The organism is Achromobacter kerstersii, from assembly GCF_902859595.1.
GTDB classification, from domain to species: domain Bacteria; phylum Pseudomonadota; class Gammaproteobacteria; order Burkholderiales; family Burkholderiaceae_B; genus Achromobacter; species Achromobacter kerstersii.
The window spans coordinates 126,511-140,230 of record NZ_CADIJQ010000012.1; the positions used below are offsets into that span (position 1 = coordinate 126,511).

General features: G+C 64.0%; 13 protein-coding genes. 4 read left to right on the top strand and 9 right to left on the bottom strand.

What is annotated here, in order from left to right:
- Positions 1-68 precede the first annotated feature (68 nt).
- Entirely contained in the window at positions 69-992 is a 924-nt protein-coding gene (locus tag HV765_RS27215; protein WP_054426999.1) for a LysR family transcriptional regulator, read from the top strand.
- A gap of 226 nt (positions 993-1,218) precedes the next feature.
- Positions 1,219-2,226: a Bug family tripartite tricarboxylate transporter substrate binding protein gene (locus HV765_RS27220; RefSeq protein WP_175171577.1), complete on the top strand. Its 1,008-nt coding sequence runs from the start codon at positions 1,219-1,221 to the stop codon at positions 2,224-2,226.
- Positions 2,227-2,345: 119 nt separating this feature from the next.
- Here HV765_RS27220 and HV765_RS27225 read toward each other — a convergent pair whose 3' ends face one another.
- Positions 2,346-2,810 (bottom strand): Lrp/AsnC family transcriptional regulator, encoded by a 465-nt coding sequence (locus tag HV765_RS27225; RefSeq protein ID WP_054426997.1) that lies wholly within the window; start codon positions 2,808-2,810, stop codon positions 2,346-2,348.
- A 238-nt stretch (positions 2,811-3,048) separates the two neighbouring features.
- Here HV765_RS27225 and HV765_RS27230 point away from each other — a divergent pair, with 238 nt between their 5' ends.
- The gene (locus HV765_RS27230) at positions 3,049-3,693 is read left to right on the top strand and encodes a LysE family translocator (protein WP_082387239.1); all 645 of its coding nucleotides are present in this window, start codon (positions 3,049-3,051) and stop codon (positions 3,691-3,693) included.
- A gap of 63 nt (positions 3,694-3,756) precedes the next feature.
- Complete coding sequence (locus HV765_RS27235; RefSeq protein ID WP_054426996.1) at positions 3,757-4,695, top strand: EamA family transporter; 939 nt, start codon at positions 3,757-3,759, stop codon at positions 4,693-4,695.
- A 175-nt stretch (positions 4,696-4,870) separates the two neighbouring features.
- Here the strand turns inward: HV765_RS27235 and HV765_RS27240 are convergent, their stop codons facing one another.
- From HV765_RS27240 to HV765_RS27275, 8 genes are all read right to left on the bottom strand, one after another.
- On the bottom strand, positions 4,871-5,890 hold the full coding sequence (locus tag HV765_RS27240) for a Bug family tripartite tricarboxylate transporter substrate binding protein (RefSeq protein WP_054426995.1): 1,020 nt from the start codon (positions 5,888-5,890) through the stop codon (positions 4,871-4,873).
- A gap of 36 nt (positions 5,891-5,926) precedes the next feature.
- Positions 5,927-6,712 (bottom strand): 2-oxo-tetronate isomerase, encoded by a 786-nt coding sequence (gene otnI, locus HV765_RS27245; protein ID WP_054426994.1) that lies wholly within the window; start codon positions 6,710-6,712, stop codon positions 5,927-5,929.
- An 80-nt stretch (positions 6,713-6,792) separates the two neighbouring features.
- Complete coding sequence (locus HV765_RS27250) at positions 6,793-7,734, bottom strand: hydroxymethylglutaryl-CoA lyase (RefSeq protein ID WP_054426993.1); 942 nt, start codon at positions 7,732-7,734, stop codon at positions 6,793-6,795.
- Positions 7,735-7,745: 11 nt separating this feature from the next.
- On the bottom strand, positions 7,746-8,936 hold the full coding sequence (locus tag HV765_RS27255) for a CaiB/BaiF CoA transferase family protein (RefSeq protein ID WP_175171578.1): 1,191 nt from the start codon (positions 8,934-8,936) through the stop codon (positions 7,746-7,748).
- Between the two features lie 10 nt (positions 8,937-8,946).
- Positions 8,947-9,669 carry an ABC transporter ATP-binding protein gene (locus HV765_RS27260; RefSeq protein ID WP_175171579.1) on the bottom strand — a complete coding sequence of 241 codons (723 nt, stop codon included), beginning with the start codon at positions 9,667-9,669 and terminating at the stop codon, positions 8,947-8,949.
- Positions 9,670-9,680: 11 nt separating this feature from the next.
- Positions 9,681-11,453 carry a branched-chain amino acid ABC transporter ATP-binding protein/permease gene (locus tag HV765_RS27265; protein ID WP_175171580.1) on the bottom strand — a complete coding sequence of 591 codons (1,773 nt, stop codon included), beginning with the start codon at positions 11,451-11,453 and terminating at the stop codon, positions 9,681-9,683.
- On the bottom strand, positions 11,450-12,364 hold the full coding sequence (locus HV765_RS27270) for a branched-chain amino acid ABC transporter permease (RefSeq protein ID WP_082387238.1): 915 nt from the start codon (positions 12,362-12,364) through the stop codon (positions 11,450-11,452). The genes HV765_RS27265 and HV765_RS27270 overlap by 4 nt, the downstream gene beginning before the upstream one ends.
- A gap of 121 nt (positions 12,365-12,485) precedes the next feature.
- On the bottom strand, positions 12,486-13,688 hold the full coding sequence (locus HV765_RS27275) for an ABC transporter substrate-binding protein (protein ID WP_156336971.1): 1,203 nt from the start codon (positions 13,686-13,688) through the stop codon (positions 12,486-12,488).
- Positions 13,689-13,720: the final 32 nt, after the last annotated feature.

A 13,720-nucleotide genomic window follows, 5' to 3' on the forward strand; every position in this document is an offset into this window, starting at 1 on the left:
CACGCCTTATCGATGCGGTTTTTGCAACGATTCAATCCCACGCCACGACCACGGCAAGGAACCCCGTCATGGACGATGTCCTGGAATTCAAGCGCACCTTGTGCCTGCTGCAAGTGATCGAGACCGGCACCTTGCGCGCCGCCGCCGATCAGCTGAACACCGACCCCTCCGCCATCAGCCGCGCCATCGCCCGCCTGGAGGCGGACACGGGGCTGACGCTCTTGGAACGCCGTGGCCGCGGCGTGGTGCCCACGGATGCGGGGCGGCTGGTAGCGCTGTTTGCGCGCCGCCAGCAAGATCTGAACGAGTCTTTCCAGGCTGAGGTCAACAACCTGAAAAGCGCCACGCGCGGCCATGTGGAGCTGGCGCTGGGCGAAGGCTTTGTCGACATGCTGCTGGAACCCGTGCTGCTGACCTTCGTGCGCAAGCACCCGGACATCACCTACAGCATCCACGTGGCCGGCACCAATGAAACCGTGCGGTGCATCGTCGAGGAACGCGCGCAGATCGCCCTGGCGTTCCAGCCCCCTAACGACGTGCGGCTGCGTTCGCATTATTCGCGCCCCGCGCCGATGCGCGTGCATGTACACAAAGACCATCCGCTGGCGCGATCGCGCCGGGCCTTGCGCCTGTCGGACCTGGCGCCTTACGGCTGGGCCGCGATGGACGAATCGTTCGGCGTGCGCCAGCACATCCAAGCCGCCGAACTGGATGAAAACGTCAAGCTCAAGCCCGCGCTGCTGACGAACTCGTTCAAGATCCTGTGGGAATTCGCCAGCCAAGGATTGGGCTATGTGGTGAACCCGTTGTCGATGCCATTGAAGGGCGCGCAGTTTCGCCAGATGGTGTCGCTGCCGCTGGCCAACCCCATTCTTAACAACAGCCGCACGCATGTGATCAGCCTGGCGGGCCGCCATCTGCCGCCGGCCACGGCCAGCATGCTGCGCCATATCCTGAAGACATTTCCCGCGCTGGAATCCCGGCGGGCCTGATCAGGGTTGTTGGGGGGGATGGCGGGTTTGAGGGCGGGGTTGATGGTGAGGTTGATGGTGGGTTTGAGGGCGAGTTTGGACGAGTTTTGCGCCTCCATCGTTGCGGTTTTCACAATGATCCAACCTGCGCCGCGTCATTGATGCGGGCAAACGCCGCTGCCTAGACTGCATGCAGCAGTCACGATATCCGGCTGCTTCACAACAGCAATGACAAGGGAGAAGCAGCATGCGTTGGACCCTACCGCCCCTCCTCGCCCGGGCCGCCGCGCTAGGCGTGTTATGCATTTCCGCGTTCAGCGCCGCGTCGCTGGCGCAGGCCGCGGACTACCCCGCAAAGAAGCCGCTGAGCCTGATCGTTCCCTATCCCGCCGGTGGCGCCAGCGACGCGTCCGCGCGGCAGTTCGGCGTGCACATCGCCCATGCGCTCAAGCAACAAGTGGTGGTGGAAAACGTGGGCGGCGGCGCGGGCATGCTGGGCGCGCGCCGCGTCTTGACCAGCGCGCCTGACGGCTACACGTTCCTGCATGGCTCCGCCAATGAAATCATCCTGAGTCCCTTCCTGAATGCGGCGGCGCATTACAAGCCCGAAGACTTCCGGCTGACGCAACCCATCAGCGAAGCCACTATCGTGCTGCTCGCGCGCGCCGACCTGCCGGTGGACGACGTCGACGCGTTCATCGCCTACGCCAAGCGCCCGGGCGCCAAGCCGCTGACCTTCGGCAGCGTGGGCGTGGGCTCGCTGTACCACATCATGACCGAGTACCTGGGCCGCCGCGTCGGCGCGGAATTTTTGCACGTGCCGTATCGGGGCGCAGCGCCCGCGCTGCAAGACCTGATCGGCCGCCAGGTGGATTTCGCCGTGCTGCCGTACCAGCAAGCCATGGAAGGCATGGCGGCGCAAGGGCAGCTGAAAATCCTGACCAGCTTCTCCGACACGCTGCCCGCCCCGTTGGCAACGCTGCCGCTCATCTCGCGCAGCAAGACCATTCCCGATTTCGTCTACACGATTGCGGGCGGCTACTACGTTCGCCAGGACACGCCTGCGCCCGAAGTCGACACCCTGCGCCGCGCCGTCGGTTATGCGCTGGAGCAGCCCGAGCTACGCACGCGCATGGAGGCCGAAGGGCGCTTGCTGCTGCAACCGATGAGCCAGCAGGATGCCGACGCCTACGCCGTGGCGCAGGTGGCCAAGTATCAGGAAATGATCCAGGCGCTGGGGCTGAAACCGATGTAGCGGCTGCGCGGCCTGTCCCTGCCGAAACATCGGCGGGGGCCTCGTCAGGCCAACGCCGTCGATCCGCTCAAACGCGATGCGTCCCGCAGGGAATGCCAGACCGCGTAGCCCTGCAATGGTTAAACCGGCACCGGAACGGTCAGCCCGTTCTTCACGCGGTTCATCACCACCAGCGTCGAAAACCGTTTGACGTTGGGGTTGCCCCAGAAGTGGCGTTGCGCGAAGACTTCGTATTCCGCCATGTCGGCCATGGTCAGGGTCAGCACAAAATCGACTTCGCCCGTGACCGACAGGCACTGCATGATTTCCGGCGCGCCCTGCATGGCGCGCTTGAAGAGGTCCAGCTTGTCGGCGCGCTCGCTTTCCAGCGACACCAGCACCACCATCATGATTCCGCGCCCCACCGCGGCGGGGTCCACGACCGACACGTCGGCCGTCACCACCTTGGCTTCACGCAGCCGCTTCATGCGGCGCAGGCACGACACGGGCGACAGGTTCACGCGCTGGGCGACGTCCTGGCTGGTGCGCTGGTTGTCTTCTTGCAGGCTTTGCAAGATCTGAAGGTCGAAGTCGTCTAGTTCCATGAGGGTCTCGGAACGCAGGGGAATCAGGCCAGAGGCGAAGCCAAATGGGGGGCAAAGTTCCGGCGAAATGCCGGCAAATGCGGTCACCGGCAGATTCTAATCCTGGCCGCGACGCAACCCGGCCCCATTTCGACGGGAAACTTCATTTCGCCCCCTCCGGACGCAGGAATTCATCAAGCCGCTTGCTTACACTGGGAACCCACCCCCCGCGCTGCGGGATTTCCAGCCGTATCCCGCAATGCCGTCACTCCAGTTGTTCCTGCTTTTCCTCGCCGCCGACGCGGCGCTTAAACTCACGCCCGGCCCCGACATGGCGCTGACGCTGTCGCGGGGCATGACCCAAGGGTTCCGCCCGGCGTTCCACAGCGTGCTTGGCAACGTGGCGGCCGGTTTCATCCAGGTGCCGGCCGTGGTGCTGGGGCTGGCGTCGGTGCTGCAAGCCTTTCCGACGCTGTTCGTGGGCATCAAGGCGGCGGGCGGCCTGTATCTGGGTTACCTGGGCGTGAAAGCCATCATTCGTTGCGCGCAGTCGGCCGACGTGTCGTTGTCGGCCCGCCCCGGCGATGCGCGCGACGCCTTCTGGCAAGGCTTCATGACGAACCTGCTGAACCCGAAGGTGCTGCTCTTCATGATCGCCTTCCTGCCGCAGTTCACCACGCCGGACAACGGGCCGGTGTGGATTCAGATGCTGGTGCTGGGCGTCACCATGAAGGTGCTGAGCCTGCCGTACGGCAGTTGCTTTGCCTACGGCGCGTCGCGCATCCGGGGTTGGGTCGGGCGCAATCCGTGGTTTTTGCGGATGCAGCAAGGCCTGCTGGGCGCCATCATGCTCGGCCTAGCGCTGTATGTGCTTTACTCCACGGCCGCGAACCCCATCCCCTGATCACTGGGCAACGCCCATTTGATCGTTGCACCGCCCCAACGTTTTGAGCTTCACCCCGCTTCCATGACCGCCGCCACCTTGAACTCCGGGCAAAACGCCTCGGCCTCCACCCTGCTCCCCACGCTGTCGCTGATCGGCGCGATGGCGTCTTTGTGCATCGGCACGTCGTTTGCCAAGTCGCTGTTCCCCGAAGTGGGTGCGCAAGGCACGACGGCGTATCGCATCGTCATCGGCGCCATCATCCTGATTGCGTTCTGGCGCCCGTGGCGGTTCCCGCTGACCCGTCAAAACGCCGGCAAGATCGCGCTGTACGGGGTGACGCTGGCATGCATGAACCTGCTCTTCTATATGGCGTTGCAAACGCTGCCGCTGGGGGTGGCCATCGCCATCGAATTCACCGGGCCGCTGACGTTGGCGGTGGTGCTATCGCGGCGCGCGATCGACTTCTTGTGGATCGCCTGTGCGCTGGCCGGCTTGGTGCTGCTGATTCCCACCGGCCAATCCGTCCATGACCTGGACCCCACCGGCATTGCCTATGCCTTGGCTGCGGCGGTGTGTTGGGCGCTGTACATCATCTTTGGCAAGATGGCCGGCAATGTGCACGGCGGCCAGGCGACATCGCTGGGCCTGCTGGCGGCCGCCATGGTCGCGCTGCCCGTCGGCGCGGCGCATGCGGGCATGGCCTTGCTGGACCCGAAGCTGATTTTGGCCGGCATCGGCGTGGGCATCCTGTCCAGCGCGCTGCCGTACTCGCTGGAAATGGTGGCGTTGCGGCGCTTGCCGCAAAAAACGTTTGGTGTGCTGCTCAGCATGGAACCCGCGATGGGCGCGCTGGCCGGCGTCATCGTGTTGAACGAACATCTGAGCCAGACGCAATGGCTGGCCATCTGCGGCATCGTCATTGCATCGGCCGGTTGCGCGGCAACGGCGCAGCGTGGGAAAAAGCGCGCGGCGTCGGCGCAACGCGGGAAGAAACGCGCAGGCGCGACGGCGCGGGATTAAGCGCCGGGGTTTGACGGCTTGGCTTGATCGCTGGACCAGGCGCCGGGGTTTGACGGCTTGGCTTGACCGCTGGACTAGGCGCCGGGGTTTGACGGCTTGGCTTAACTGCCGGACTAGGCGCCGGGGTTGCGCGTCTGGATATCGCGCCAGCGCCACCTGCCGACCAGGCCTGGCGTTACTCCGCCGAAATGCCCTTATGGCGGATCACCGCGCCCCAGCGCTCGTATTCCTCGCGCGTGAACGCCGCGAATTCCCGTGGCGTGCTGCCCGTGGGTTCCATGCCTTGCAGGGTCAGCTGCTTGACCACATCGGGCGACTTCAACGCGGCAACAATCGCGCGGCTGAGCTTGTCGACGATGGGTGCGGGCGTACCGGCCGGCGCCACGACGGCTTGCCACGCCGCAGCTTCAAACGTGTGCCCGCCCGCTTCGGCGAACGTCGGCACGTCGGGTAACTGCGCGGAGCGCTTTGCGGCGGGCACCGCAATCGCACGCAGCTTGCCCGCCTGAATCAACGGACGCGCCGCGGCCAAGTCGGCCATCATCAGCGGCACCACCCCCGAAGCCACATCCTGCAACGCGGGCGGCGTGCCCTTGTACGGAATCGCGGTGGCGCGGCCGCCAATGGATTCCAGAAACAATTCCATCGCCAGATGATGCGGGCTGCCCACGCCCAGAGACGCATAACTGCCCGGCTGCGCGCTGCGCAGATAGTGCATGACGGCGGGCAGATCGGTCAGGTCGGAACCCGGCGACGTCACCAGCACGATCGGCAAGGACACCAGCGTCGAGACCGGTGTGAAATCGCGGCCCGCGGCGTACGGCAGCTGCTTGTACAGCCACGGGTTCAGCGCCAGCGTGCTCATGCCCGCCGTCATCAGCGTGTAGCCATCGGGCGCGGCGCGCGCGGTCTCTTGGGCCGCGACGATGGTGGCCGCACCGGGACGGTTTTCAACGACGATCGGCTGCCCCAGCGATTCGCCCACATGCTTGGCGACGATGCGGGTGGCGATATCGCTGCCGCCGCCCGCACTGAACGGCACCAGCCAACGGATGGGGTGATCGGGATATTCCGCCGCGCAGGCGGCCGCGGCGGCGCCCGTCAACGCAACGGCCATCAAGGCGCGAGACACCGTGCGAGACAAGGCACGGGACAACGCAAGCGCCGCAACGCGCGGCAACAAACTTCGGGTCATGTCAGATTTCCTGGACTTATTTTTTGATGAACCGCATCAGGCGCGCGCGGCGTTCAGCCATCGCAAACCGGCCGAGGTGGAACCGGCCGGCCGGTATTCGCAGCCGATCCAACCGGCGTATTCCAGCTCGCGCAGCACGCTGAACACCCAGCCGTAATCGAGTTCGCCGCGATCCGGTTCCTGACGCTGCGGCACACCCGCAATCTGCAAATGCCCCACGCGGCCGGTCGGCAAATATTCCCGCAGCTTGGTGGTGACATCGCCCTCGACGATCTGGCAATGATAAAGGTCCATCTGCACTTTCAGATTGGACGCGTTCACCGCCTGCACGATCGCATGCGCATCGTCTTGGCGGTTCAGGAAATATCCGGGGATGTCGCGGGTGTTGATGGGTTCGATCAGGACGGTGACGCCCACCGACCGCGCCTGGCGCGCGGCCCAGTCCAGATTCTCGTAGTAGCAATCCAGCAAGGTCTGGCGCGAGGCATCAGCGGGCGCAATGCCCGCCATCACGTGCACATTCGAGCAGGACAGCGTGGTGGCGTACGCCAGCGCCTGCTCAACGCCTGCGCGAAATTCCGACTGCCGTCCCGGCAATGCGGCCAGCCCGCGATCACCCTGGCTTGCCACGCCCGGCGGCGCGTTGAACAGCACCTGCGACACGCCGGCCGCGTCCATGCGTTCACGCACGAAGGCGGCGGGTTCCTCATACGGAAACATGCATTCCACACCGGTATAGCCGTCAGAGGCGGCGGCGGCATAGCGGTCCAGGAACGCGTGTTCCTGATACATCATCGACAGATTGGCGGCGAATTTCAGCATGGCGGGGCTCCGTACCGGGCGGCATTCCGGCAACTTAGCACACCGCCGCGCGGTCCGCGCGCCCTGCGTTACCCCTCGCGCTACGCCGGGGCGTCAGGCGCCGGATGCAAGGTCAGCCGAGGGCCGGCTTTGAGGATCTGGCTGGGAATGTCGTGCCCGACCAATGCGGGCAAGGTCGCCGCGATACCCAGGATGCGCGTCAGGTCCACGCCCGTGTCGTAGCCCATCAGCTCCAGCATGTGCACAAGCTCTTCCGTACACACATTGCCGCTTGCGCCCGGCGCGTAAGGGCAGCCGCCCAGGCCGCCCAAGGACGCATCGAAGCGGTCGATACCCGCCTCCAGCGCCGCCAGCGTATTGGCCAGCGCCATGCCGCGCGTGTTGTGAAAGTGCATGGTGGTTGTCAGGTCGGGGAACAGCTTGCGCACCTCGCGCCCGATCTTGCCGACTTGCGTGGGGTAGGCCATGCCCGTCGTGTCGCACAAGGTCACGCCGTCCACGCCCAGCGCGGCAAAGCGCCCCACCAGCTCCAGCACGTCGAACGCGTTGATGTCGCCTTCCATCGGGCAGCCAAACACCGTGGACAACGACACATTGATCGCCACCCGGCTGCCGCGCACCGCGTTCACTACGTCGCTCAATTGTTCGAACGACTGCTCGCGCGTCATGCGCAGGTTGGCGCGGTTGTGCGTTTCGCTGACCGACATCACCAGATTGACCTCGTCCACGTTGCACTCCAGCGCCCGCTGCGCACCGCGCACATTGGGCACCAGCACCGTGTAGATCACATCCGGATTGCGCTCGATCTCGTGCATGACGACTTCGGCATCGCGCAGCGCGGGAATCGCCTTCGGTGATGTGAACGACGTGGCCTCGATCTTCGCAAAGCCGCTTTGCGACAGCGCGTTGATGAAGTCGATTTTGTCTTGCGTCTCGATGAACTGCTTTTCGTTCTGAAAGCCGTCCCGCGGCGCGACGTCCTGGATGTACAGCTTCTTGCGGTTTGCGCTCGGTTCGTTCATGCCCTTCCTTATCAGATGATGCCGCGTGCGCGCCAATCGGCGCGCTTTGCCTCGTCTACGCCCAACCCGGCCAGCACGTCGTCGGTATCCTGGCCCAGCGCGGGTGCGGCGCTGCGCACTTCGCCCGGCGTCTCGGACAACTTCGGCACAATGCCCGGCAGCTTGATCGGCGTGCCGTCCGGCAGCGCGCCGTCCAGGATCATGCCGCGCGCCTGGTAGTGCGGGTCGGCCGCGATGTCGGCCACGTCGTAGATCTTGCCGGCGGGAATCTGCCCTTCATTCAAGCGCGCCAGCACCACGTCCAGCGGATGCTGGCCCGTCCATTGCGAGATGGCGTCATCCAGCATCACCACGTGCTTCACGCGGCCCGCGTTGTTGGAAAGCTCCGGCGATTCCGCCAGATCCGGCCGGCCGATCACGCCCATCAAGCGCTTGAAGATGCTGTCGCCATTACCGGCCACCAGCACGTACTTGTTGTCCTGGCAGCGGTAGGCATTGCTGGGCGCGATGCCCGGCAGGCTGCTGCCTGCGGGCTGGCGCACCTCGTTGAACACGGCATATTCAGGCAGCAGGCTTTCCATCATGTTGAAGACGGACTCGTACAGCGCCACGTCGATCATCTGGCCCTGGCCGTTCTGATCACGTGCCCGCAGCGCCAGCAGGATGCCAATCACGCCATGCAGCGCCGACAGCGAATCGCCAATCGAAATGCCGACTCGCACGGGCGTGCGGTCTGGCTCGCCGCTCAGGTGGCGCAGGCCACCCATGGCTTCACCAATTGCGCCAAAGCCCGGCAGGTCGCGATATGGCCCGGTCTGGCCGTAACCCGACACGCGCAGCATCACCAGACGCGGATTGATCGCGCGCAGGTCTTCCCAGCCCAGGCCCCAGTTTTCCATCGTGCCCGGCTTGAAGTTCTCGACAACAACGTCGATGTCCTTGACCAGTTCACGGATCAGGTCCTGCGCTTCGGGCTGGCGCAGGTCCAGGCTTACCGACTTCTTGTTGCGCGACTGCACTTGCCACCACACGGACGTGCCGTCGTGGATCAGGCGCCAGTTGCGCAGGGGGTCGCCCTTGCCGGGCGGCTCGATCTTGATCACCTCGGCGCCAAATTCGCCCAGCATCTTGGCGGCGAACGGCCCGGCGATCAGCTGGCCCAACTCCAGCACACGGATACCGCTCAAAGGTTTGGATGACATGATTGCCTCGTCAGCTCTTGTGTTTTCCCAGATAGGCCTCGCGCACGCGCTCGCTGGCCAGCAATTCCTGGCCGGTACCTTCCATCACGATGGAACCCACCTCCAGCACATAGGCGCGGTCTGAAATGGACAGCGCCTGATTGGCCATCTGCTCGACCAGCAAAATCGTCATGCCGCGTTCCTTCAGCGACTTGATGATCTTGAAGATCTCGGCCACGATCAACGGCGCGAGCCCCAGGGAAGGTTCGTCCAGCATCAGGATGCGCGGCTTGCTCATCAGCGCGCGGCAAATGGCCAGCATCTGCTGCTCGCCGCCCGACAACGTGCCAGCGTACTGATCCCGGCGCTCTTTCAGGCGCGGGAACATTGCAAAGCAGCTTTCAATCTCAACGGCCAACTCCGCCGGCGTTTCGCGGCGCAGAAAGGCGCCCAGCATCAGGTTGTCGAACACGGTCTGGTCGGGAAACACCTGGCGCCCTTCCGGCACGTGTGCAATGCCCAGCCCCACGCGCTTGTGCGCGCTCACGCCGCCCAGGTCCTGCCCCGCAAACGCGATGGACCCAGTCGACTTTTCGATGCCCGACAACGCGCGCATCATCGTGCTTTTGCCCGCGCCGTTGCCACCGATGATGGTCACGATTTCGTTCGTGTCCACATGCAGCGACACCTGCTTCAAAGCATTGACGGCGCCGTAGCTCACCGCCAGGTTCTTGATGTCCAGTAATCGGCTCATGGTGGTGTCTCCTATGCGGGCGCGCCCAGGTAGGCTTCGATCACTTTCGGATTCTCCTGGATATGGTTCGGCAGGCCGGAGGCGATCTTCACGCCATAGTCCAGCACAACGATATGGTCCGAAATCGCCATGACCAGGTCCATGTGATGCTCGATCAGCAGGATGGTCAGGCCCATGTTCTTCAACTTCACGATCAGGTCGGTCAGCTGGTCGGTCTCGGCCGGGTTCAGGCCGGCGGCGGGTTCATCCAGCAGCAGCAAGTCCGGCATGGCGGCCACCGCACGGGCAATCTCCAGCCGGCGCTGCAAACCGTACGGCAAGCTGTTGGCCGCGTCGTCCGCATAGCGGTCCAGCTCAAAGAACTTCAGAATCGCAAACGCTTCGCGGCGCATGCGGCGCTCTTCAAGCAAGCTTGCGGGCAGGCCCAACAGGTTCGAGAAGAAGCCTGATTTCTGCACCCGGTAAAAGCCCACCATCACGTTCTCAAGCGCCGTCAGCCCATCGAACAGCTTCAGGTTCTGGAACGTGCGGCCAATGCCCGAGGCCGCGATTTCGTTGGGCGACAGGCCCACCATCTGCTTGCCCTTGAAGCGGATGCTGCCGGCGTCCGGCGCAACCAGACCCGACAACAGATTAAGCGTCGTCGTCTTGCCCGCACCGTTGGGGCCAATCAGCGACACAATAGACCCTTGCGCCAGCGAGAACGACACCTTGTTGGTCGGGATCACGCCGCCGAAGGCTTTGTACAAGTCCTTCACTTCCAGGAAGTCGGAAGCCCCCCGCTGCGCAGACGACGAAGCCGCACGCTCGGGCGTCCATTCGGCCGCCGCCGCGCTACGCGCCAGCGCATCACGCTGACCGCGTTGCGGCAACACCCGGCGCAACAGGCCGGCCAGGCCTTCCGGCATGGCGTACAACGCAAACAGCAGGATCAGGCCATAGGCGAAATGCTGCACTTCAGGCCAACGCGCAAGCATCGCGTCCAGCACCGTCAACACGACGGCGCCCAAGAACGAGCCTACCGGCGTGCGGCCGCCAAACAGCACCAGCACCAGGAAGAACACCGACAGGTTGAAATTGACGAAGTCCGAGTTGATGTATTGGTTCTGCTGCGCCACCAAACCTCCGGCGATGCCGCAGGTGATGGCGCTGATGGCAAACGCCAGAATCTTGAAACGGTAGACGCTGATGCCCACGCTTTCAGCGGCGATCTCGGACGTGCGCACGGCGGCAAAGCCCCGGCCAAAGCGCCCGTTCAACAACAGCGACGTCATCGCATGCAAGGCCAAGCCCAGCACCACCACCACGACCACCCATTGGCGGCTATCCAGCGTGGCGCCGTTGAACGTCAGGCCGGTGATGCCGTAGAAGCCTTCCTGCCCCTTGAACACATCCGTCCATTCGGACACGATCTTTTCAATCAAGAGGCCGAACGCGATGGTGACCATGGCCAGGCTCGGCCCCTTCACCTTCAATGCCGGAATGGCGATGGCCACGCCGAACACCGCTGACACGCCCGCCGCGCACAACAGCGCCAGCCACGGGTTGACCTGGTAGTTCACCGTCAGCAGCGCCACTGTGTAGGCGCCCACGCCGAACAGGCCGGCATGACCCAGCGACTTCTGGCCGGTCTGGCCGACCAGAATATTGAAGCCAGTGGCGGCAATGTAATAGACCCCGATGTTGAACAGGATCAGCAGATAAAAATCGTTCAGCCCCGAATAGGCGAACCCTACGGCAAGCGCCGCGATGACAAGCGGAATAAGCAGTTTGGACATGTTCACACCTTCTCCGCATGCACGCGGCCGAGGATGCCCGCCGGGCGGAAATACAGCACGACGATGATCAGCGCAAACACCGCGATCTCGCGCAGGTTCGAATACCACAGGCCGATCAGCGACTCCAGCAGCCCGATCAGGAAGCCGCCAAAGATGCAGCCGCGCGGGTTCTCAAGCCCGCCCAGGATGGCGGCCGAAAACGCTTTCAGCGACAGCAGCGTGCCCACGAACACGGATGCCGTGGCAATCGGTGCGATCATCACGCCGGCAATCGCCGCCAGCGCCGAGCTGATGACAAACACCGCCACCGCCACCGCATTCGCGTTGATGCCCATCAGGCTGGCGGTGGACTTGCTGAACGCCACCGCACGCACCGCCTTGCCCATCTTGGTCTTGTGCAAGGCCCAATCGAACACGATCATCAGTACAAGCGTCGTGCAGAACACCAAAATCTCCTGCGGACGCACGCCCGTGCCGAAGATCGTGATGATGCCTTCGCCCAAGGGCGACGCCACCGCGATCGGCGCGGGGCCCCAAATCAGCAGCGCCAGGTTCTGGATGATGATGCCAAAGCCGATGGTGCTCATCACCCACGACAAGCCGGCCTCACCCACAAAGTGCTTGATGGCCGTGATGTACAGCACGAAACCCAGCAGGCCCAGGATGAGCATGGCGGCTAGCAGCGCGAACAGGAACGATCCCCAGGTCACGTCTTCCGGGTTGGGAAAGCCGATCAGCTTGCCCTGCGTCACCAGCAGAATCGCGCTGATGCCGATCAGGCTGGCAAGCGCCAGGAACGCGCCCTGGCCGAAGTTGAACGTCTTGGTCGTGGTGTACGTGATGCTGAACCCGAACGCGACCAGGGCATAGACGCTGCCCATGGCCAATCCACTCAATATGGCTTGTAGTATTTGCATGCTGAAGGCCCCCTTTTGACGACTCCCGCGCAGCGGTGGCGCCGCGCGGGAGAGATCCTTGATGTCCTGCTGACTGACGTGATTGCCGCTATGCGTTAGCGCTTCGCGTTACAGCTTCGCGTTACAGCTTCAAGTCTTCCGGCTTGATCGCGCGCGTCACCTCGTCATCCACCGTCACCACCTTGCCGTCGATCCAGCGCACCAGGCGGAAGTCCTTCACCGACAAGGCTTCGTGGTTGTCCGCCGAGAACGGCTGCTGATAGCTCTTGATCACGCCTTGCGCCTGCTGCAATTGCTGCAAGGCGGCCTGCACCGCCGCGCCGTCGGTGGACTTGGCCTGCTCCATGGCGGCCGCAATCAGCTTGACCGAGTCATAGGCCTGCGCCGCCATCACGTAGGTGGGTACGCGGCCATCGCGCTTCATCAGCGTGTCGTACAAGGCCTTGGATTGCGGTGACGAATCTTCGGTAATCGACGCCGTGAAGATCATCTTGCCGGCCAGTTCCGGGCCGGCAATGCGCAGGAACGGCGAGCTCAGGTTGGCCCACGAGGCCAGCGTCGTCGGGAAGTAGTTGATCTTTTCCAGGCTGCGCATCACGTGCGCGTTGGAATCCGCCAGCGCGTAGACGATCAGCGTGTCTGCGCCCGATGCCTTGATCTTGTTCAGCTGCGAGCTCATGTCGGTATCTTTCGGACCGAACTTCTCGTTCGCCACCGGCGTGACCTTGTGCAGCGCCAGGATTTCCAGCGCGTCTTTCGCGCCTTGCTGGCCGTAGCCGGTGGTGTCGGCAATGATGGCGATCTTGCCCGACTTGCTGGCGCGCGCCGCGTAGGCGGCCAACAGCGCGATCTGGTCGCGGTCGCGCATGGACACGCGGAACACGTAGTTCGGCGGCGTCTTGGCGTAGCGGCCCGTGATGTCGGTGGCGGTGGCCACCGGCGAGATCGTCGGAATCTTCTTCTGCTGCACGATGTGCAGCCACGCCAGCATGTTGCCGGAGTTCACGCCGCCCAACATCGCGTTGACCTTGATGTTGTCGACCAGCTCATTGGTGTTCTGAATCGCCTTGGGCGGAGCGCCCACGTCATCGCGTTCGACGATGACGACCTTCTTGCCCAGCACGCCGCCGGCTGCGTTAAGGTCGTCGGCTGCCTGGCGCGCGCCAGCCAGCGCCGAAATGCCGAAGTCGGCCGAACCGGTAGCCGACATATCGCTGTTGAAGCCGATCTTGATGTCGTCGGCCTGCGCGCTTGCGGCCGCGCCCATCAGCGCCGCCGACAGCAGCAGGGCCTTCATCGTCTTGGGGAAATGCTTGGTGTACACGTTGTCTCCTAGGGATCACTCAAGTGATCACG

Coding starts and splice junctions, on each gene's coding strand:
- HV765_RS27260 (WP_175171579.1), bottom strand. CDS start 9,669: ATGAGCCGATTACTGGACATCAAGAACCTGGCGGTGAGCTACGGCGCC.
- HV765_RS27230 (WP_082387239.1), top strand. CDS start 3,049: ATGCCGTCACTCCAGTTGTTCCTGCTTTTCCTCGCCGCCGACGCGGCG.
- HV765_RS27215 (WP_054426999.1), top strand. CDS start 69: ATGGACGATGTCCTGGAATTCAAGCGCACCTTGTGCCTGCTGCAAGTG.
- HV765_RS27225 (WP_054426997.1), bottom strand. CDS start 2,810: ATGGAACTAGACGACTTCGACCTTCAGATCTTGCAAAGCCTGCAAGAA.
- HV765_RS27235 (WP_054426996.1), top strand. CDS start 3,757: ATGACCGCCGCCACCTTGAACTCCGGGCAAAACGCCTCGGCCTCCACC.
- HV765_RS27220 (WP_175171577.1), top strand. CDS start 1,219: ATGCGTTGGACCCTACCGCCCCTCCTCGCCCGGGCCGCCGCGCTAGGC.
- HV765_RS27270 (WP_082387238.1), bottom strand. CDS start 12,364: ATGCAAATACTACAAGCCATATTGAGTGGATTGGCCATGGGCAGCGTC.
- HV765_RS27250 (WP_054426993.1), bottom strand. CDS start 7,734: ATGAACGAACCGAGCGCAAACCGCAAGAAGCTGTACATCCAGGACGTC.
- HV765_RS27240 (WP_054426995.1), bottom strand. CDS start 5,890: ATGACCCGAAGTTTGTTGCCGCGCGTTGCGGCGCTTGCGTTGTCCCGT.
- HV765_RS27255 (WP_175171578.1), bottom strand. CDS start 8,936: ATGTCATCCAAACCTTTGAGCGGTATCCGTGTGCTGGAGTTGGGCCAG.
- otnI (WP_054426994.1), bottom strand. CDS start 6,712: ATGCTGAAATTCGCCGCCAATCTGTCGATGATGTATCAGGAACACGCG.